Annotated in this window: 19 protein-coding genes, 1 pseudogene and 1 riboswitch; of the genes and pseudogenes, 9 read left to right on the top strand and 11 right to left on the bottom strand. The window is 69.1% G+C overall.

Going from position 1 to position 19,618, the window contains the following annotated elements; all coding sequences use genetic code 11:
• Positions 1–28 precede the first annotated feature (28 nt).
• On the top strand, positions 29–886 hold the full coding sequence (locus tag BN976_RS08175) for a bifunctional methylenetetrahydrofolate dehydrogenase/methenyltetrahydrofolate cyclohydrolase (protein WP_199558916.1): 858 nt from the start codon (positions 29–31) through the stop codon (positions 884–886).
• Positions 883–1,176, top strand: a complete 294-nt coding sequence (locus tag BN976_RS08170) for a DUF3017 domain-containing protein (protein WP_011778806.1) — start codon at positions 883–885, stop codon at positions 1,174–1,176. Before BN976_RS08175 ends, BN976_RS08170 begins: the two co-directional genes overlap by 4 nt.
• Positions 1,177–1,257: 81 nt before the next feature.
• Here BN976_RS08170 and BN976_RS08165 read toward each other — a convergent pair whose 3' ends face one another.
• From BN976_RS08165 to BN976_RS08150, 4 genes are all read right to left on the bottom strand, one after another.
• Entirely contained in the window at positions 1,258–1,986 is a 729-nt protein-coding gene (locus tag BN976_RS08165) for a class I SAM-dependent methyltransferase (protein WP_036369850.1), read from the bottom strand.
• Positions 1,983–3,110 (bottom strand): homoserine O-acetyltransferase MetX, encoded by a 1,128-nt coding sequence (gene metX / locus BN976_RS08160; protein ID WP_036369846.1) that lies wholly within the window; start codon positions 3,108–3,110, stop codon positions 1,983–1,985. Before metX ends, BN976_RS08165 begins: the two co-directional genes overlap by 4 nt.
• Complete coding sequence (locus BN976_RS08155; RefSeq protein ID WP_051558364.1) at positions 3,110–4,453, bottom strand: bifunctional o-acetylhomoserine/o-acetylserine sulfhydrylase; 1,344 nt, start codon at positions 4,451–4,453, stop codon at positions 3,110–3,112. The genes metX and BN976_RS08155 overlap by 1 nt, the downstream gene beginning before the upstream one ends.
• A 42-nt stretch (positions 4,454–4,495) precedes the next feature.
• Positions 4,496–4,615: riboswitch (SAM riboswitch) on the bottom strand.
• A 58-nt stretch (positions 4,616–4,673) separates the two neighbouring features.
• Positions 4,674–5,531: an epoxide hydrolase EphH gene (locus tag BN976_RS08150; RefSeq protein WP_011778810.1), complete on the bottom strand. Its 858-nt coding sequence runs from the start codon at positions 5,529–5,531 to the stop codon at positions 4,674–4,676.
• A 73-nt stretch (positions 5,532–5,604) separates the two neighbouring features.
• Between BN976_RS08150 and BN976_RS08145 the strand changes: the two genes are divergently transcribed.
• Positions 5,605–6,417 carry an exodeoxyribonuclease III gene (locus BN976_RS08145; protein WP_011778811.1) on the top strand — a complete coding sequence of 271 codons (813 nt, stop codon included), beginning with the start codon at positions 5,605–5,607 and terminating at the stop codon, positions 6,415–6,417.
• Positions 6,418–6,438: 21 nt separating this feature from the next.
• On the opposite strand, the gene BN976_RS08140 is transcribed toward BN976_RS08145, so the two are convergent.
• Together BN976_RS08140 and BN976_RS08135 are read right to left on the bottom strand one after the other, a co-directional pair.
• Positions 6,439–7,470, bottom strand: coding sequence for an esterase/lipase family protein (locus BN976_RS08140; protein ID WP_036369844.1), 1,032 nt, complete (start codon positions 7,468–7,470; stop codon positions 6,439–6,441).
• A 4-nt stretch (positions 7,471–7,474) separates the two neighbouring features.
• Positions 7,475–8,077 carry a TIGR03086 family metal-binding protein gene (locus BN976_RS08135; RefSeq protein WP_409366012.1) on the bottom strand — a complete coding sequence of 201 codons (603 nt, stop codon included), beginning with the start codon at positions 8,075–8,077 and terminating at the stop codon, positions 7,475–7,477.
• A gap of 93 nt (positions 8,078–8,170) precedes the next feature.
• Between BN976_RS08135 and BN976_RS08130 the strand changes: the two genes are divergently transcribed.
• The 3 genes from BN976_RS08130 to yhjD are packed head-to-tail and all read left to right on the top strand — an operon-like array spanning position 8,171 to position 10,662.
• Positions 8,171–8,557, top strand: coding sequence for a MarR family winged helix-turn-helix transcriptional regulator (locus BN976_RS08130; protein WP_051558388.1), 387 nt, complete (start codon positions 8,171–8,173; stop codon positions 8,555–8,557).
• A gap of 34 nt (positions 8,558–8,591) precedes the next feature.
• Complete coding sequence (trpS, locus tag BN976_RS08125; RefSeq protein WP_036370434.1) at positions 8,592–9,605, top strand: tryptophan--tRNA ligase; 1,014 nt, start codon at positions 8,592–8,594, stop codon at positions 9,603–9,605.
• Positions 9,606–9,618: 13 nt separating this feature from the next.
• Positions 9,619–10,662, top strand: coding sequence for an inner membrane protein YhjD (gene yhjD / locus BN976_RS08120; RefSeq protein ID WP_011778816.1), 1,044 nt, complete (start codon positions 9,619–9,621; stop codon positions 10,660–10,662).
• On the opposite strand, the gene BN976_RS08115 is transcribed toward yhjD, so the two are convergent.
• The 3 genes from BN976_RS08115 to BN976_RS08105 all read right to left on the bottom strand — a co-directional run bounded on the left by BN976_RS08115 (position 10,659) and on the right by BN976_RS08105 (position 15,604).
• Positions 10,659–11,870 carry a D-alanyl-D-alanine carboxypeptidase family protein gene (locus BN976_RS08115; RefSeq protein WP_011778817.1) on the bottom strand — a complete coding sequence of 404 codons (1,212 nt, stop codon included), beginning with the start codon at positions 11,868–11,870 and terminating at the stop codon, positions 10,659–10,661. The two genes, yhjD and BN976_RS08115, sit on opposite strands and share 4 nt — an antisense overlap.
• 420 nt (positions 11,871–12,290) lie before the next feature.
• Entirely contained in the window at positions 12,291–13,907 is a 1,617-nt protein-coding gene (locus BN976_RS08110) for an AMP-binding protein (RefSeq protein ID WP_036369836.1), read from the bottom strand.
• The gene (locus BN976_RS08105) at positions 13,904–15,604 is read right to left on the bottom strand and encodes an AMP-binding protein (protein WP_036369833.1); all 1,701 of its coding nucleotides are present in this window, start codon (positions 15,602–15,604) and stop codon (positions 13,904–13,906) included. The genes BN976_RS08110 and BN976_RS08105 overlap by 4 nt, the downstream gene beginning before the upstream one ends.
• 61 nt (positions 15,605–15,665) lie before the next feature.
• Here BN976_RS08105 and BN976_RS08100 point away from each other — a divergent pair, with 61 nt between their 5' ends.
• Positions 15,666–16,511 (top strand): response regulator transcription factor, encoded by an 846-nt coding sequence (locus BN976_RS08100; RefSeq protein WP_036369831.1) that lies wholly within the window; start codon positions 15,666–15,668, stop codon positions 16,509–16,511.
• Positions 16,512–16,571: 60 nt separating this feature from the next.
• On the opposite strand, the gene BN976_RS08095 is transcribed toward BN976_RS08100, so the two are convergent.
• Complete coding sequence (locus BN976_RS08095; protein ID WP_011778821.1) at positions 16,572–16,862, bottom strand: hypothetical protein; 291 nt, start codon at positions 16,860–16,862, stop codon at positions 16,572–16,574.
• 150 nt (positions 16,863–17,012) lie between these two features.
• Between BN976_RS08095 and BN976_RS08090 the strand changes: the two genes are divergently transcribed.
• Positions 17,013–17,837 carry an alpha/beta fold hydrolase gene (locus BN976_RS08090; protein WP_036369828.1) on the top strand — a complete coding sequence of 275 codons (825 nt, stop codon included), beginning with the start codon at positions 17,013–17,015 and terminating at the stop codon, positions 17,835–17,837.
• Between the two features lie 75 nt (positions 17,838–17,912).
• Here BN976_RS08090 and BN976_RS08085 read toward each other — a convergent pair whose 3' ends face one another.
• Positions 17,913–18,896, bottom strand: coding sequence for an SMP-30/gluconolactonase/LRE family protein (locus tag BN976_RS08085; protein WP_036369826.1), 984 nt, complete (start codon positions 18,894–18,896; stop codon positions 17,913–17,915).
• Positions 18,897–19,017: 121 nt separating this feature from the next.
• Here BN976_RS08085 and BN976_RS33760 point away from each other — a divergent pair.
• Positions 19,018–19,618, top strand: a pseudogene (locus BN976_RS33760) (hypothetical protein); the annotation flags it as partial.

The raw sequence follows: 19,618 nt of genomic DNA, 5'->3' as shown, positions 1-19,618 counted from the left end.
AACAACACTGCCTGACAGAATGATGCGCGTGGGTGCAATAACTTTGGACGGCAAGGCCACGCGCGACGAGATCTTCGTCGACCTCAAGGAGCGGGTAACGGCGCTGACGGCGGCAGGGCGCACGCCCGGACTCGGCACGGTGCTCGTCGGCGACGACCCCGGTTCGCAGGCCTACGTCCGGGGCAAGCACGCCGACTGCGCCAAGGTGGGCATCGAATCCATCCGGCGCGACCTGCCCGCCGACATCAGCCAGGAAACCCTGCTGGAGACCCTCGACGAGCTCAACGCCAACCCGGCGTGCACCGGTTACATCGTGCAGCTTCCGCTGCCCAAACACCTGAACGAGAACGCCGCGCTGGAGCGCATCGACCCGGGCAAGGACGCCGACGGGCTGCACCCGATGAACCTGGGCCGGCTGGTGCTCAACGAGCCCGCGGCGCTGCCGTGCACCCCGCGCGGCATCGTGCACCTGCTGCGCCGCTACCAGGTGGAGATCGCGGGCGCGCACGTCGTCGTCATCGGCCGCGGCGTCACCGTCGGTCGCCCGCTCGGGCTGCTGCTGACCCGTCGCTCGGAGAACGCGACGGTCACGTTGTGCCACACCGCAACCCGCCACCTGCCCCAGATCACCCGCGAGGCCGACATCATCATCGCCGCGGCCGGGGTGCCGCACATGGTGACCGCCGAGATGGTCCGGCCCGGCGCGGCCGTCGTCGACGTCGGGGTCAGCCGCGACGAGGCGGGCAAGCTCGTCGGCGACGTGCACCCCGACGTGTGGGAGGTCGCCGGGCACGTGTCGCCGAACCCGGGTGGGGTGGGTCCGTTGACGCGGGCGTTCCTGCTGACCAACGTCGTCGAGCGGGCAGAGGCTCTCGCCGGCTCGTGACCGTCAAGCAGTTCGCACGCAAGGTGTTCGCCGGGCAGTGGCCGATCCTGCTGGTCGGCCTGTTCCTGGTCGCGGCGTTCATCCTGGTCGCCGCGGGCTACTGGCGGCGCGGTGCCCTGGTGATGGCGATCGGCGTCGCTGTCGCGTCGGGGCTGCGGCTGGCGCTGCCCGAGGACCGCGCCGGGCTGCTCGTGGTGCGCACCCGCACCGTCGACTTCCTCACCACCGCCACGGTCAGCGCGGCGATGCTCTACATCGCGTGGACCATCGACCCGCTGGGGACCAGCTGACGCGGCACGCCATCTCGCGAAAGTGCAGCCACGGTCGCGAATTGCGTGGGATCACGACCGTGGATGCACGCTCGCGAAATGTCAGGACAGCGTCGCGCGGGTGCACACCGTGACGTACGGCAGCGCAAGCCCGCTGCTGCTCGCCAGCGCAGGGTGGGTGGCCAGCAGCTCCCGCACCCGGTCCAGCGTGCGGGCCCGCACCTGCTCCGGTGAGGTGATGCAGTAGCTGCGCGAGGCCACCAGGTCGATCAGCGCCTGCGGGGTCAGGTAGCTCGTCCACTCGACCCGATGGTGTTCGACGTCGGTGAACGGCCCGGGCAGCTCGACGGTCTGGGCGAACGGGTCCACCTCGTGGCCGATGATCTCGCCGAGATCCTTGACCCAGCCCAGCCGTTCGTCCCGGTTGTTCCAGACCAGGCCGAGGCGCCCGCCGGGCCGCAGCACGCGGGCCACCTCCTTGACCGCGCGCTCCGGGTCGAACCAGTGCCACGCCTGCGCCACCAGTACCGCATCCACGCTGTCGTCCGGGAGCGGAATCTCCTCGGCGGTGCCCAGCAGGGCCGGCGTATCGGGCAGCGACGTGCTCAGCAGCTCGAGCATCTCTGGGATCGGGTCCACGGCCACGACGGCGAGGCCGCGTTCGGCCAGCCGGGTGGTCAGCTTGCCGGTGCCCGCGCCGAGATCGAGGACGTCGTGCGCGTCCTCCGGCAGCAGCCAGTCGATCGCCTCCGGCGGATACGACGGCCGCCCGCGCTCGTAGGCCGCGGCTTCCGCACCGAACGACAGTGAGCGATCGGGGCGCTCGGTCACCGTGCCGCCAGCTCCAGCGTGCGCCGGATCAGCTTGCCCACCGCGTCGGTCTCCACCAGGAAGCCGTCGTGGCCGCACGCCGAGTCGACGACGTCGAGCCCGTCACAGCCGGGCAGCAGTTCGGCCAGCTCGGCCTGCAGGCGCAGCGGATACAGCCGGTCGGAGGTGATGCCGCCGACGACCGTGGGCACCGGGCAGCTCTGCAGCGCGGCCGCCACACCGCCCCGGCCTCGCCCGATGTCGTGGCTGGACAGCGCGTCGGTGAGGGTGACGTAGGTGCCGGCGTCGAAGCGCGCCAACAACTTTCGTCCCTGATGCTCCAGGTAGCTCTGCACCGAGTAGCGGCCGCCGGTGGCCGGATCCTCACCCGGCTGCGCGTCGTTGCCGAACCGCTCGTCGAGCTCGGTCTCCCCGCGGTATGTCAGGTGGGCGAAGCGCCGCGCGATCTCCAGGCCGTGGTCGGGGGAGCGGCCGGTGCCGTGGTAGTCGCCGCCGCACCAGTTCGGATCGGACTTGATCGCCGCGACCTGCGTGCACTGGGTGCCGATCTGGTCGGCGGTGGCGCGGGCGCCGACGGCCAGCACCAGCGCGGCGCGCACGCTGTCGGGGTGGAGCATCATCCACTCCAAGGCCCGTGCCCCGCCCATGGATCCGCCGATGACCGCGGCCACCTCGGTGATGCCGAACCGCTCCAGCGCGGCCACGTCGGCAGCCACCTGGTCGCGGATCGAGATCGTCGGAAACCTTGAGCCCCAGGCTTTTCCGTCGGGCGCGAGGGAGCTCGGCCCGGTGGAGCCGCGGCAGCCGCCCAACACGTTCGTCGAGATCGCGCACCAGCGGTCGGTGTCGATCGGAGCGCCAGGCCCTGCCACGCCGTCCCACCAGCCCGGCGTCGGGTGGTCGGGTCCGGCGGGTCCGGTGATGTGCGAATCCCCGGTCAGTGCGTGCAGCACGACGACGACGTTGTCCCGCCGAGCCGAGAGCTCACCCCAGCGCTGCACGGCGATCGACACGTCGTCGATGACCTCGCCGTTCTCCAGCGTCAGCGGGCCGATGTCGACGATGGCGATCTCGCCTTCGGGTGGCAGTGCCACGCGTTCGGTGAGCAGGTCCACGATCGTCATCAGAACGACGCCACGGTGTTCGGGTCGGCGGCGGCGCTGAACGGTTTGGCGGCGGCGAACCCCCGCTCCAGGTCGGTGAGGATGTCCTCGATGCCCTCGATGCCGACCGCGAGACGCACCAGCCCGGGCGTCACGCCGCTGGCGAGCTGTTCCTCGGCGGACAGCTGCTGGTGCGTCGTGGACGCCGGATGGATCACCAGCGACCGCACGTCGCCGATGTTGGCGACATGGCTGTGCAGCGTCAGCGCGTTGACGAACGCCTTGCCCGCCTCGACTCCGCCGGCCAGTTCGAATGCCAGCACCGCGCCGGTTCCCTTGGGCGCCAGCTTCTTTCCGAGGTCGTACCACGGCGACGAGGGCAGTCCCGCGTAGTTCACCGACACCACGTCGGGGTGCGCGTCCAGGAACTCCGCCACCTGCCGGGCGTTCTGCACGTGCCGTTCGATGCGCAGGCTCAGCGTCTCCAGCCCCTGGGCGATGAGGAAGGCATTGAAGGGGGAGGCGGCACTTCCCAGATCGCGCAGCAGCTGCACCCGGGCCTTGAGCGCGTAGGCGGGCGGCCCGAGCTCGGCGAACACCACACCGTGGTAAGAGGGGTCTGGGCTGGTAAACCCAGGGAACCGTCCACCGGCCGTCCAGTCGAAGGTGCCGCCGTCGACGATCACACCGGCGATCGCCGAACCGTGCCCGCCGAGGTATTTGGTCGCCGAGTGCACGACGATGTCGGCGCCGTGGCTCAGCGGCTGGATCAGGTACGGCGTGGCGATGGTGTTGTCGACGATCAGCGGGACACCGACCTCGTGCGCCACGGCGGCGACACCGGGAATGTCGAGCACATCAATCTTTGGGTTGGAGATCGTCTCGCCGAAGAACGCCTTGGTGTTCGGCCGTGCGGCGGCCCGCCACGACTCCAGGTCGTCGGGGTTCTCGACGAAGCTGACTTCGATGCCCAGCTTCGGCAGCGTGTAGTGGAACAGGTTGTAGGTGCCGCCGTAGAGGCGGGGGGAGGAGACGATGTGGTCGCCGTTGTTGGCGAGGTTGAGGATCGCGATCGTCTCCGCCGCCTGCCCGGAAGACAGGAACAGCGCCGCCACCCCGCCTTCGAGCGCGGCGATGCGCTGCTCGACGACGTCGGTCGTCGGGTTCATGATCCGCGTGTAGATGTTGCCGGGCTCGGTCAGCCCGAACAGCGCGGCCGCATGGTCGGTGCTGTTGAAGGTGTAGCTGGTGGTCTGGTAGATCGGCAGCGCCCGCGCGTTGGTGGCGATGTCGGGGGTCTGCCCGGCGTGGACCTGTTTGGTCTCGAACGCCCAGGATGCATTGGCCGCAGTGGTATCGGTCATCGATGTGCTCCTCTGTGAAACCGGGGGGCCCGTTTCACAGCGGACCCGCGCTTGCCTTATAGCCGTGGCCGGCTACTCAACCTGGTCGTCTCCCGGGGCACCCCACCGCGGTTGGAGGGTTGCCGGCCAGCAAGCCGGGGCTTATCGCTGGCACTCATGACCGAGTCAAAGACTATCGCACCCGGCGGTACGGGTGCCACCTGCTGTCAGGCTGCCGGTTTCACCCTGTCGTTCGCTGCCCGTCGATCTGCTCGTCGAGGAAGTCGCGGATCAGGTCGGCGATGCGGCCCGGCGCCTCGAACATCGGGATGTGGCCGACGCCGTCGAGTGCGGTGAAGCGGGTGCTCTCGGGCAGGTGCTTGCGGAAGTGGTTGACGAACCGCGGGTGCGGCAGCACCCGGTCTTTCTCGCAGATCACCATGTGCGTCGGGATCCTGGTGTCGGCGAGTTCCATCAGGCCAGGCAGCAGCAGGGCCTTGACCAGCAGCTGGTAGTAGGCCGCGCAATGGGTGACGTCGTCGATGATGTCGAGCATGTCGGCGTCGCTGATGCCGTCCGGGGTGGCGCTGACGGGCACGCTGGCTGCTGCGCGGGCCCCGGGCAGCCGCGCCGCGCGGGGCCCGAGCGCCTTGGCAGTCAGCCAGACCGGGAACCCCATCACGAACTTGAACACGATCTCGTATTTGGGCAGCGACCACCGGTGCCACCCGCCGGCGGGGGCGATCGCCGTCAACGAGCGGACCCGGCCGCGGCGCTCCAGCTCGAACGCCACCCAGCCGCCCAGCGAGTTGCCGACGACGTGTGCGGTGTCCCAGCCCAGGGCGTCCATCCGGCGTTCCATGTCGTCGGCCAGCTCGGCGGTGTCGAGGAAGAACCGTCCCTTCACCCCGCCGTTGTGTCCGGGCATGGTGGGCGCGAGCACCTCGTAGCGGCCCGTCGCCGGAGCCGACGGGTTGGCGACGTCAACTCCGGCCAGCTGCGGCGCGACGTCCTTCCACACGTTCTGCGACATCATGAACGGGTGCAGCAGCAGCACGGGCTCCCCGGATCCGAGGTGAATCGGCTCACGAAGGTTCATAGCGCCCGACGATAAGGTGATACCGGCGGTACCGCAAGGACGCGGCAGGGGTGCTCGGTTAGGGTCTGCGACCGTGATTCTCACCACGATCAACGTCAACGGCATCCGCGCCGCGGTCAAGCAGCGCTCGGTGGAGAACCTCGGCCTGCTGGCCTGGTTCAAGGAGACGGCGTCGGACGTGGTGTGCCTGCAGGAGACCCGCGCCGACGACGAGCAGCTCGGTGAGGCGCTGGCCCCGGTGCTGGCCGACGGCTGGCATCTGGCGTCGGCGGCGCCGCACGTCAAGGGCCGCAACGGCGTGGCGGTGCTGTCCCGATCCCCGTTTGACGACGTCAGGATCGGTTGTGGCGCAGAGGAATTCGCGGCACACGGGCGTTACATCGAGGTCGACACCGCCGGGGTGACGGTGGGCAGCGTGTACGTCCCGACCGGGGAGGCCGAGACGGACCGTCAGCTGGAGAAGGAACGGTTCATGGCGGCGGTGGCGGCGCGGATGGCGGTGCTGCTGGCGCGGTCGGTGGAGGACGGGCGCCACGCCGTGCTGTCGGGCGACTGGAACATCGCGCACACCGAGAACGACATCAAGAACTGGAAGGGCAACGTCAAGAAGGCCGGTTTCCTGCCGCAGGAGCGGCAGTGGCTCACCGAGCTGCTGGGCACCGGGTGGGTGGATGTGGTGCGGCAGGCGCATCCCGACGTCGCGGGCCCGTATGCGTGGTGGTCGTGGCGCGGCAAGGCGTTCGACAACGACGCGGGCTGGCGTATCGACTACCAGCTGGCCACGCCCGGCCTGGCCGGACGGGTCGCGGCCGTCACCACCGAGCGGCCCGCCGCATATGCGCTGCGCTGGTCGGACCACTGCCCGGTGACGGTCCACTACGCGTGATTCGGGTGTAGTTGGTCAACGTCAGCGTGACTGACTACACCCAAATCCCGGTCCCAGCGTGCCGTCGATGGCGCCACGGACCACGTCGTGCACCCGCGGGTCCCAGGTCAGCCCCGTCTCCCACGGCAGGCCGGCCTCGTTCGACACGAAGATGCTGTGGGTGTCGTCGAAGGTGAAGCAGCGCCGGTGGGGCAGTACCCGGTCGCCGACGTCGACGGCCAGCGCGCTGCGCCGGGCGACCAGGCCGTCGTTGGGCCAGACCATCGGGTTGACGGGCTCGGGGCGGGTGAACCGGTCACCGGCGATCAGCACCACCGGGATGTCGTCCAGCACGCCGGCCTGGAACTCGTTCCAGCCGGCCGGGCCCGTGAGGTAGCGCTGGGTGACCTCCCGGCCCGACCCGGTCATCAGTTCCTCCACCTCGGCCTTGAACGCGATCATGTTGCGCTCGCACAGGGCGTCGCCCAGGCAGTCCGACAGTGGGGTGGTGCCGTTGGCGTAATCGGCGAGGAATCCGCCCTCCCACGGCGTGCCGATGGTGGTCAGCGACCGGAGGCGCAGAGGTGAACCGGTGTGCTGCAGCATCCGGAACGCCGCCCGCGAATACAGCCCGCCCATGGAGTGCGCCACCACGTCGAGCTCCCGAACGCCGTAGTCGTCGTGCAGATGGGTGAGGAACCGGGCCAGGCGCTCGCCGGCGAGGTCGATGCTTCCGGTGGAGTCGACGGTCATGATGTCGGGCAGCGTGATCGGGCAGTCGCCGAACGCGCCGAACCCGTCCTGGTCGACCACCGGCCCGCGGCCGGCCATCGCCGGGGAGGTGAAGACCCGGTGGCCGTGCTCCAGCAGATTCTGGCGCAGCGCGGTGTCGGTGTTGCCGGCGGCCAGGCCCGATCGGCACGCCTGTTCCGGGGTGGTGAACGGGCTCACCGCGGCGCCGCCGGACACGATGACCACCGCGCGTCCGTCGGATTGCGGTGCGCTGTGGGCGCTTCCGGGATTCAACAGGGCGGCGAACACAAGCACGACGACACATATCAGCGACCGGAGCACGCCGCTAACAGTATTCGGGGTTACGGCCCAGATGACGCAGGATGCGAGCCAAGTCGTCGTCGGTGTCGTCCAGGCTCAGGGCGCGGGCGAACGGTGAGTTGTCCGCATCGCGGAACTCCCCGTCGGGGACGGTCATCACGATGGGGAGCGCGGCGGCGAGGACATCGGGGGGCAGCGTGTACGGCGTCCGCAGTGTCGCCGCGACGTCCCAGCCGTGCACCACGTAATCGACGAAATGGAACCCAATCGCCGTCGAACCGGGTACCGAGACGCCGGGCCCGAACTCAGGCAGCGCGAACGGCGCTTCGTCGATGCCATCGGCGGCGAAGGCCGCGAGTACCGCGTGGGCTGCGGCGGCATAGGTACCCGCAGGGTCGGCGGCGACCGCGTCGGCGAAGGGTTCGGTCCGCCACGCGGAGAGGTCGGCACCACCGCCGCGGGCGGCGGCGGCGAACCCGTGGTGCTGAGCGGTCATGTGGGTGAGCAGATCCGCCAGATTCCACCCGGCGCATGGTGTGTCCAACGTCAGGTGCTCGGGTCGGACGGCGGCGACCACGTCGATCGAGGCTTGGACGGCAGTGCGGTGTTGATCCCTGAGCATAGGCATATGCATATCGTATGCATACGCATATCATCGCGCAATGTTTACGCTTGTCGGGTGGGTAAGAGGGCGGAGGCGCCGCGCCAGGACCTCGCGGCGATGCTGGCGCCGCTGATGCGCGAATTGCTCGCCGCCGAGCAGTCGGTGCTCGCGAAGCATGGACTCACGATGTGGGGCTACGCAGTGCTCTCGACGCTGGACCGGTCGGCGTTCCGGACCCAGGCGGCCCTCGCCGAGGCGATCAACGCCGACAAGACGCGCATCATCCGCACTCTCGATGACCTGCAGGACGACGGCTACATCGAGCGGCACCCGGACCCCGACGACCGGAGGGTGCGACTGCTGGCGATCACCGACAAAGGCCGCGACGTCAAAGACGCCGTCCAGGACGAGATCCAGCGCGGCGAAGAGCGGTGGTTGGGGGAGCTGACCCAGGAGGAGCGTCGGGTGTTCCTGCGCGCACTGGCTCGCATGGCCCCGGGATGACTCGGCCGACGCCAGTGGGAAGATGAACACCACCATGAGCAACACACCCAGGCCCGTCGTCTTCTCGGGCGCGCAACCCACGTCTGACTCCCTGCATCTCGGCAACGCGCTGGGGGCGGTGGCGCAGTGGGTCGGCCTGCAGGAGGGCAACGACGCGTACTTCTGCGTCGTCGACCTGCATGCCATCACGGTGTCCCAGGACCCCGAGACGCTGCGTAAACGCACGCTGGCCACGGCCGCGCAGTACCTCGCGCTCGGTGTGGATCCTGACCGGGCGACGGTGTTCGTGCAGAGCCATGTCCCTGCCCACGCCGAATTGGCTTGGGTGCTGGGCTGTTTCACCGGCTTCGGGCAGGCGTCGCGGATGACGCAGTTCAAGGACAAGTCGCAGAAGCAGGGTGCCGACTCCACCACGGTCGGGTTGTTCACCTATCCGGTGCTGATGGCCGCCGACGTGCTGCTCTACGACACCGGGCTGGTCCCGGTCGGCGAGGATCAACGCCAGCACCTCGAGCTCGCGCGCGACCTCGCCCAGAGGATCAACGCCCGGTTCCCGGGCACGTTCGTGGTGCCCGAGGCGATGATCCCGAAGGCCACCGCGAAGATCTACGACCTGCAGGATCCGACGGCGAAGATGAGCAAGTCGGCTGACAGTGACGCCGGGCTGATCAGCCTGCTCGACGATCCGGCCAAGACGGCCAAGAAGATCCGCTCGGCGGTCACCGACAGCGAGCGGGAGATCCGCTTCGACCGGGACGCCAAGCCGGGGGTGTCCAACCTGCTGACCATCCAGTCGGCGGTCACCGGCGTCGACGTCGACAAGCTCGTCGAGGGCTACGCGGGCCGCGGATACGGGGACCTGAAGAAGGAGACCGCCGAGGCGGTCGTCGAGTTCGTCACCCCGATCAAGGCCCGCGTCGACGAGTTGCTCGGCGACCCCGCGGAGCTCGAAGGCGTGCTGGCCAGGGGCGCGCAGCGGGCCCGGGAAGTGTCTGGAGTGACGTTGCGCCGGGTATACGACCGGCTAGGGTTCCTAGCGTCCCGTTGACCGAGGGAGTCGGATGACCGCGCAGCCCGCACCGACCGACACCGAGGACAAACCCGGGTTTCTGGACCGGATGCGGGCCCGGATGCCGTGGTTCGACCATGTGATGCGCGCCCAGGAGCGTTACAAGGACGCCAAGGGCGACTTCTACGCCGCCGGCATCACCTACTTCACGATCTTCGCGCTGTTCCCGCTGCTGATGCTCGGCTTCTCGGTCGGTGGCTTCGTGCTGGCCAGCCAGCCCGAACTGCTCGCCACGGTGGTGGAGCGGATCCGCAGCGCAGTCAGCGGCGAGCTGGGCCGGCAACTCATCGAGCTGATGGATTCGGCAATCGATTCGCGTGGCACGGTCGGCGTCATCGGCCTGGCGACGGCGGCGTGGGCCGGGCTGGGCTGGATGGCGAACCTGCGGGAGGCGCTCAGCCAGATGTGGGGTCTCTACCGCGAGGAATCGCCCGGCTTCGTCAGGACCAAGCTCTCGGATCTGCTGGCCCTGCTGTCGGCATTCGCCGCGATCGTCGTCACGCTCGCGCTGACCGCTCTGGGCAACACGTCGGTGATGGCAGGCGTGTTGGCCCGCCTCGGCATCGAGGACGCGCCGGGGCTGAGCCTGATGCTGCGGCTGGCGTCCTTTGCCGTCTCGGTGCTGGTGTCGTGGTCGCTGTTCACGTGGATGATCGCCCGGCTGCCGCGTGAGTCGGTGAGCTTTCGCAGCAGTGTGCGGGCCGGGATGATCGCGGCCGTGGCGTTCGAGATCTTCAAGTTCTTCGGGTCGGTGTACCTGCGGTCGGTGGTCACCGGGCCCGCCGGTGCGACGTTCGGCCCGGTGCTCGGCCTGATGGTGTTCGCCTACATCACGTCCCGGCTGATCCTGTTCTCCGCCGCGTGGGCGGCGACGACGCCGGAGAACATGGCCGAGGAGCTCATTCCCGCGCCCGCGCCTGCGATCATCAACAACCGGATCATCAACCGGCCGGGACTGCAGGCGTGGCAGGCGGTCGCCGCAGCGACGGCGGGAGCGCTTGGCGCGCTGAGCCTTACGCGATGGCGTAGGCGCTAGCGGGCCGGCCTGCGGTTGAGCGCGCGGGCGCCCATGATCAGGCTGAACACGATGACGGCGCCGATCACGCCGACTCCGATCCGGACCGGCATCGCATCGACGTCGGGCAGTACCGCGTTGGCGGTCGTGGTCGTCGCGGCGGCCGGGTCGGCTCTGGTCACCCCGAGCGAGGGGTCCGGTTCGATCAGCGAACCGACCTTGGTGCCCGGCGCGGTGGCGAAACCGTAGTCGAGCAGCCGGGCGGCCTGTTCCCACGGTGCGATGGGTTGCCGGGTACCACGCAGCAGGACCGCCACCAGCCGGCGGCCGTCGCGGGTGGCGGCGCCGACGAACGTCTGTCCGGCGTCGTCGGTGAAGCCGGTCTTGCCGCCGAGGGCGCCGGGATAGTTGGCCAGCAGCTTGTTGTCGTTCTCGATGGGGTAGCCGGCGCCGTCGCGGCCGGGGAAGTTCGACGAGCGGGTGGCGACGATGTCGGTGAAGACGGGGTTCTGCCACGCGTACCGATAGAACAGGCCGATGTCGTAGGCCGAGGTGCTCATGCCGGGGCCGTCGAGGCCCGACGGGGTGGCGACCCTGGTGTCGCGCGCGCCGAGCTTGCCGGCGAGCGCGTTGATCTTGTTGAGCGCGGTCTGCATGCCGCCCATCTGCATGGCCAGCGCGTGCGCGGCGTCGTTGCCGGAGTACATCAACAGCCCGTGCAGCAGGTCGTTGATCGAGTAGAACCCGCCCGGCCCGACGCCGACCTTGGTGCCCTCCTGGGCCGCGTCCTCTTCGGTGCCGGGGATGACCTTGTGCAGCGGCAGGTCGTTGATCGCCTGCATCGCGGTGAGCACCTTGATGATGCTCGCCGGGCGGTGCCGGCCGTGCGGATCGCGGGCGGCGATGACGTCACCGCTGTCCAGGTCCGCCACCAGCCACGCCTCGGCGGAGACGTCGGCGGGAACCGGGGGAGTGCCGGGTGCGGTGATCACCCCGCACCCCGACAACGCGTCGCCGCCCATCGGTTTGGCGGGCACCGGCAGTGGTCCGGGCGTCGGGTCGCCGGGTTTGGGAACCTCGGACGCGTCGACCGCGGGCGGCGTCGTCACGCGGTACGGGCAGGTGTTCGCCTCCGCGGGAGGTTGGGCCGCAGCGACCGGCGCCAGTATCAGCATCGCGGCCGTGACCAGCGCAGATGAGCGCGTCAGCAGTGTCCGTAAGGTCGCCATCGTGTGCGCAGATTAGGCGATCGACCCGGCCGGATCCGGGAGCCACGCGGTGACTGGTGTGGTTGGAGTTTCAGATGTGACTCAGTCTTCGACGTTTAGGTGGCGTCGCCCCCGGGTAATTCTCAGCAGGTTCACGGGCAACTCCGACGGTAACGCTCAGGTGCGATCGGCAACCTGAAGTGACCAGGACATCGGCGGGAGGAGCGTTCACATGGCCGACAGTGCCCCGGCAGTGGTGCGGCTGGACTCGTATCGCGCCTCCCGGTCCGCCGAGCGTCGGTCCCGCGAATTCCAGGAAGCCATGCGCAGGCACCCTTCGTTTCAATCCCGAATGCCGTCGTCCGCCCCGGCCTTGCGGCTGGTGTAGACGCGCGAATGGGGCGCCCCTGGTGGTGGGGGCGCCCCGTTTCGCGCGAAGGGTCAATCCGCGAACAGTCCGGCGCTGACCTCGCGCATCTCGACCTTGCGGATCTTGCCGGTCACCGTCATGGGGAACTCGTCGACGACGTGGACGTAGCGCGGGATCTTGTAGTGGGCGAGTTTGCCTGCCGCGAACTCCCGCACCGCTGCGGCGTCGAGCGCTCTGCGCCCGGGCCGCATCCGGATCCAGGCGCAGATCTCCTCGCCGTACCGGGCGTCGGGCACGCCGACCACCTGGGCGTCCTCGATGTCGGGATGGGTGTAGAGGAACTCCTCGACCTCGCGCGGGTAGATGTTCTCGCCGCCGCGGATCACGACGTCCTTGATCCGCCCGACGATGTTGCAGTACCCGTCCGGACGCATCACGGCCAGGTCGCCGGTGTGCATCCAGCCGTCGGCGTCGACGGCCTGGGCCGTCTTCTCCTCGTCTCTCCAGTACCCGAGCATCACCGAGTAGCCGCGGGTGCAGAACTCCCCGGGGGTGCCGCGCTCGACGACGTGGCCGGTGTCCGGGTCGACGATCTTGATCTCGACGTGCGGGTGCACCCGGCCGATCGAGGACGTCCGGCGTTCCAGATCGTCGTCGATGAGCGTTTGGCACGACACCGGTGACGTCTCGGTCATGCCGTAGGCGATCGAGATCTCCGACATGTTCATCTCTTCGACGCAGCGCTTCATCACCTCGACCGGGCACACCGCGCCGGCCATGATGCCGGTCCGCAGTGACGACAGGTCCCGCTCGGCGAAGTCGGCGTGGTTCTGCATCGCGATGAACATCGTCGGCACCCCGTAAACCGCGGTGCACCTTTCGGTTTCGATGGTCTTCAGGGTCTGGCCCGGGTCGAAGCCGGGCGCCGGGATCACCATCGTGGCGCCGTGGGTGGTGCAGCCCAGATTGCCCATCACCATGCCGAAGCAGTGGTAGAAGGGGACCGGGATGCACAGCCGGTCGCCGGGTCCCAGCCGGATCTGTTCGGTGACGAAGAAGCCGTTGTTGAGGATGTTGCGGTGCGACAGCGTCGCGCCCTTCGGGAAGCCGGTGGTGCCCGAGGTGTACTGGATGTTCACCGGGTCGTGGTGGGACAGGCTCGCGGACCGCTCGCGCAGCAGCGCATCGTCGATCACGTCGGCGCGCGAACGCAACCTGTCCCAGTCGTCGGTGCCGATGAACAGGACACGTTGCAGCGCAGGGACATCCGGTCGCACCTCGTCGACCATCGCGACGTAGTCGGAGGTCTTGAACCGCGTCGCCGAGATCAACGTGGAGACGCCGGACTGCTCGAGCACGTAGCTCAGCTCGTGGGTCCGGTAGGCGGGGTTGATGTTGACCAGGATCGCGCCGATCTTCGCCGTGGCGTACTGCACGATCGTCCACTCGGGGCAGTTCGGCGCCCAGATGCCGACGCGGTCCCCGCTTTCGGTGCCCAGCGACATCAAACCCTTTGCCACCATGTCGATTTCGCGATCGAGCTCGGCGTAGGTCCAGCGCCGGCCGCCGGTGACGTCGACGAGTGCCTCGTGGTCGGGATAGGTCGCGGCGATCCGTTCGAAGTTCGCGCCGATCGTCTCTTCCAGGATCGCGGTGTCCGTCGGGCCTGCGTCGTAGGACTGGCTCATCGCTGCACCAGGTCCTCGTAGCGGTACTCGGTGTCGATGGGTTGCCCCGCGGTGTGGGCGTCTTCCTCCCGGCGGCGCAGCTCCACCCGGCGGATCTTGCCCGAGATCGTCTTCGGCAAGTCGTAGAACTCGAGCCGGCGCACCTTCAGGTACGGCGCGAGGTGGTCTCGGGAGTGTTCCAGGATGGATCGGGCCGTGTCGGCGTCGGCGGCCCATCCCTCGGCGAGGCTGATATAGGCCTTGGGCACGGCCAGCCTGGTGTCGTCGGGCTGTGGCACCACCGCGGCCTCGACCACCGCCGGATGCTCGATGAGCACGCTCTCCAGCTCGAACGGCGACACCTTGTAGTCCGAGGACTTGAACACGTCGTCGGTGCGGCCGATATAGGTGATGTAGCCGTCGGCGTCGCGGCTGGCGACGTCGCCGGTGTGGTAGTAGCCGTCACGCATCACCAGCGCGTTGCGGGCGTCGTCGCCGAGGTAGCCGGTCATCAGGTTCAGCGGTGTCCGGCTCAGGTCCAGGCAGATCTCGCCTTCGTCGGCGAGCTCACCGGTCAGCGGGTTCACCAGTACCACAGGCACTCCCGGCATCGGCCGGCCCATCGAACCCGCCTTGACCGGCTGGCCCGGCGTGTTGCCGACCTGCAGGGTGGTCTCGGTCTGGCCGAACCCGTCCCGGATGGTGAGGCCCCACGCGCGTTCCACCGCGCCGATCACCTCGGGGTTGAGCGGTTCTCCCGCGCCCAGCACCTCGCGCAGACCGGGTGGGCGCTCGCCGAGGTCGGACTGGATCAGCATCCGCCACACCGTCGGGGGCGCGCAGAACGTGCTGACCCCGGCCCGGCGCATCTGCTGCAGCAGCGCCGCGGCGTCGAACCGGCCGTAGTTGTAGACGAAGATCGTGGCCTCGGCGAGCCACGGCGCGAAGAAGCAACTCCACGCGTGCTTGGCCCACCCCGGCGAGCTGATGGCCAGGTGGATGTCGCCGGGTCGCACCCCGATCCACGCCATCGTCGTCAGGTGTCCCACCGGATAGCTGATCTGGGAGTGCTCGACCAGCTTGGGCTTGCTGGTGGTGCCGGAGGTGAAATACACCAGCAGCGGGTCGTCGGCCGAGGTCTGGGGGTCGTGGGGTTCGGCCGCGGCGGCTGCGGTGTCGGAGTAGGGGTGCCAGCCCGGCACCGGGTCGCCGACGGCGATCCGCACGTAGTCGCCGGGCACGTCGGCGAACTTGGCCGCGTCGGCGGCGTTGGCGATGACGAAGCCGGCGCGGCCCCGGCCGATCCGGTCGGCCAGGTCCTCGGAGCCCAGCGCCCCGGTGGTCGGCATGATGACCGCGCCCAGCTTGGCGACCGCGAGCATGGACTCCCACAGTTCGACCTGGTTGCCCAGCATCAGGATGACCCGGTCGCCCTTGCCCACCCCGAGTCCGCGCAGCCAGGACGCCACCTGGTCGGACCGGCGGGCCATCTGGTCGAATGTCACCTTCAGTTCGGTGCCGTCCTGCTCGACGATCCACAGCGCGACGCCGTCGTTGTCGCGGGCGACCGCGTCGAACCAGTCGGTGGCCCAGTTGAACGTCCCGTTGATCCGCGGCCACTGGAAGGTCTCCACGGCCTTGTCGTAGTCGGCCATCAGGTCGACCAGGTGGTCGCGGGCGCTGCGCAGGGTATCGAAGAGATCTGTGTTGCTCGCCATGCCGCATAGGATCTAGGTCACAGTTGTCCGTCCACCACCCCCGAAAGAGGGTAGGAGCCCGATGCCCGCCCCGTCGCCACTGCTGCGGCCCCGCGACTCGGACGCGCTGCGCGCCGAGCTGCGGCGCGTCGCGCTGCTCGGCGACGTCCCGGTGATGTTCGGCGGCGAGGTGCACGGCGACACGTTGGTGATCACCGAGTACCACGGGGTGCGGACCGCCGGCCTGCGTGGGTTGGAGGTGCGGTCGAACTCCGGTCTGGGCGGGGCCAGCATGGTGGCCGGGCGGCCGCTGTCGGTGGCCGACTACCGCAACGCCACGGGAATCACCCACGACTACGACGGCCCGGTGCTGTCGGAGGGGATTCGGTCGGTGTTGGCGGTGCCGGTTCTCGTCGACGGCCGGGCCCGGGCGATGCTGTACGGCGCGTACCGCAGCGGCGCCCCGTTCGGCGGGCGGGTCACCGAGCTGGTGATCGAGTCGGCGCGTGCGCTCAGCGAGGAGTTCCGGATCCGCGACGAGGTGGACCGCCGGCTGCGGCTGCGGGACACGCAATCGGCCAACAGCGGTGAGGGCGTCGTGGACGCCGAGTCCGTCCGTGAGGTGCACGCCGAATTGCGGCGCCTGGCCGTCGACGCGCCGGCCGGACTGCAGCAGCGGCTGCGGGTGCTGGCGGACAAGTTGTCCGGCCCGGCCGACGATCCGGCGACGGTTGCGCCGCTCACCGGACGCGAGCTCGACGTGCTCGCCCAGGTGGCCCTCGGCTGCACCAACGCCGAAGCCGCGCAACGTCTCTCACTCAAGACGGAGACCGTCAAGAGCTATCTGCGCAGTGCGGCAACCAAACTCGGCACCCGCACCCGCTACGAAGCGGTGTCGCGGGCCAGGCGGCTGCACCTGATCCCCTGACGTGCAAAAGGGGCACCTCCCGGGGGGAGGAAGTGCCCCTTTGGTCTGCGCGCCAGTGGTTCAGCGAACGTCGACGTAGTACACCTTGCCCGTGATCACCTGCTGCGAGGCGCTGTCATCGCCCTGGACGGTGGAGCGGATGGCGGCGCCCGGATTGACGGCCACAACGGTCGCCTGGGACAGCGGCGTGCTGGAGAGGTTGTTGACGATGACGCGGTTGCCGTCGGCCTCGAGCCGGCTGATCGTGCTCTGCGCGTCACCCGCCGACGGTGCGGCGACTGCGGGGGCGGCCAGTCCGAGGACGGCGCCGGTCAGGGTTGCTGCTGCGGCGGTGGCGACGGTGATGTTCATGTCCGGTTAAACCGCCGTCATGCCCGGATTCATTTCGGCTGGCAGGATTTGAACGCCGGTTGGCAGAAACCGATTCCTGGGGGCTAGCTGGAAGACGCGATGGCGGTCAGCGCTGTTGCTTCGTGGGGCCGAGGGAACCAAGGTAGGTGCATGAGCATCTTCACCACCACCGACGGCACCGACATCTTCTACAAGGATTGGGGTTCCGGGCTGCCCATCGTGTTCAGCCACGGCTGGCCGCTGTCGTCTGACGACTGGGACACCCAGATGTTGTTCTTCCTGCAGCGTGGTTACCGCGTCATCGCCCACGACCGGCGCGGTCACGGCCGGTCGACCCAGACGCCCGACGGGCACGACCTCGACCACTACGCCGACGATCTCGCCGAACTGACCGCTCATCTCGACTTGAGGGACGCCATCCACGTCGGGCATTCGACGGGTGGTGGTGAGGTGGTGCGCTACCTGGGCCGCCACGGCGAGAGCCGGGTCGCCAAGGCGGCGCTGATCAGCGCGGTGCCGCCGTTGATGGTCCGCACCGAGGACAACCCGGAGGGCACCCCGAAGGAGGTGTTCGACGACCTGCAGGCGCAGCTGGCGGCCAACCGCTCGGTGTTCTACCGCAACCTGGCCGCCGGGCCCTTCTACGGGTTCAACCGCCCCGGGGTGGAACCGCAGGAGGCGATCATCGAGAACTGGTGGCGCCAGGGAATGATGGGTGACGCGTACTCGCACTACGACGGCATCGTCGCGTTCTCCCAGACCGACTTCACCGAGGACCTCAAGAAGATCACCGTGCCGGTGTTGGTGATGCACAGTGAAGCCGACCAGATCGTGCCTTACGTGGCGTCGGGCCCGAAGTCCGCGGCCCTGCTCAAGAACGGAGTGCTCAAGACCTACAAGGACTTTCCGCACGGAATGCCCACCACGCACGCCGACGTCGTCAATGCCGACCTGTTGGAGTTCCTGAAGGGATGAATCTCCCGCCGAAATTGCATTCCAGCAGACCTGCACTCGCAGAAACTCTGCTGGAATGCAATTTCGGCGCGGGAACTAGAGCGTGATCCAGCCGAGGTTGGGGGAGCCGATGCTGCCCATCCAGAGCCGTCCGCCGGCCTCCGCCACGCCCGTCACCATGCTGAAGTCCGGGTGCGTGGTGCGCATTCCCGCGACGGCGGCGCCGGTGTCCGGGTCGAACGCCACCACCCACACCACCGCCTCGGGCTTCGGCTGGACCCGGGACGGCAGCCGCCACACCAGCTTGCGCAGCAGCGGCGGGCCGGCCGCGAGCCGGTCGGCCAGCGGATTGGCCGGCGTGACCATCGCGCACCAGATCCGGCCGTCGGCGCCGGTGGACAGGTTGTCGGGCATGGCGGGCAGGTTCACCGCCAACGGCGTCACGTTGCCCGCATCCGGTCCGGTCAGCCAGTACTTCGACAGCCGGCGGCCCTGCGTCTCGGCGAACACCAACGCCGAGCCGTCCGCCGTCGGCGTCACACCGTTGGCGAAGTACAGGCCGTCCACGACCGTCGTCAGGCGGCCGTGGGGCTCAAGTCGGTGCAGCGCTCCGCGGGGGCGGGCCTCCAGAATCGCCCCGAGGTAGTTCCCGACCGTGAACGCGGTGGTGGATTCGGTGAAATACACTGTGCCGTCGGCAGTTTCGGTGACATTCGAACAGAAGATCAGTGGCCGCCCGCCGACGGAGTGAACCAGGGTCTCCACCGCGCCTGTCGTCGTGTCCACGGCGAGCAGGCCGCGCGGGCTGTCGCACACCAGCAGACGGCCGTCGCGCGCGAAGGTCAGCCCGAGTGGGCGGCCCCCGGTGTTGGTGATCACCTCGGGTGAGCTTCCGTCGGGACGCAGCCGGACGATGCCCCCGTCCAGCGCTCCGGTCCAGAGGTTGCCCTCCGCATCGACGACGACGTCCTCCGGTTCGCCTCCGGGCACCGGCACCAGGGTGAGCTCGGCGGCGCCGAACTCCGGGAGGTCCTGCACCGGCGGCGCGTGCCAACGTACGGGATCGATCGACGGCTTCATCGTGCCGACGCTAGCGTCTCGAAACGATGACGCGCCGACGGAACCGCCAACATCGTCGGGTAAGTCTGGTAGGGGTGGGGACGGCGGATCGGTACACCGGTCCGAGGGCTCAGGGGGCGAGATGAGACTTCAGTACGTCGGCGCTGTCGCGGTGTTATCCGTTGGGATACTGACGATTCCGTCAATCGACGTGGAGCCGCGCACCAGCGTCGCGATTCCGCCGCCCGGCCGTTCCTCGGACGCGGTGATGCCCACCGGGCTGATCGGCCGGCTGCTGGTTCCGCCGGTCGTGCCCGCCGGCCCGCCCACGCCGACACCGCTGGCGCTCGCCGATCTGGAGCCGCACGGATCGTCGGTGACAACCAAGGTGATCACGGTCGAGGACGCCTCCGGCGTGCGCAGGCAGGTGACCGTCTCGGAGCTCCGGCTCGACAAGGAGGGGCGGTCGGCGTCCCGGGTCATCGCCGCCGACACGGACGAGCCCGCGCGTGGCGGCAACAGCTCGGCGGCCGAGCCGGCGACGCTGGTGATCCCGTCCGACCTTCACGGTGACTCCGTCGGCCGGCTCGCCTACCTGCTCGGCGAAGTCGGCGGCAACATCCCGATCGTCGCGCTCTTCGTCCGCAACGGCAGCGCCGAGGACCCGAATGCCGGTCTGCTGATCGGCAACGGCGGCACCGGAGCCGCCGGAGTGGCCGGCGGCACGGGCGGGTTCCTGTTCG

Source organism: Mycolicibacterium austroafricanum (genome assembly GCF_000612725.1).
Taxonomy (GTDB): domain Bacteria; phylum Actinomycetota; class Actinomycetes; order Mycobacteriales; family Mycobacteriaceae; genus Mycobacterium; species Mycobacterium austroafricanum.
This window is presented reverse-complemented; position numbering and strand designations above follow the sequence as displayed.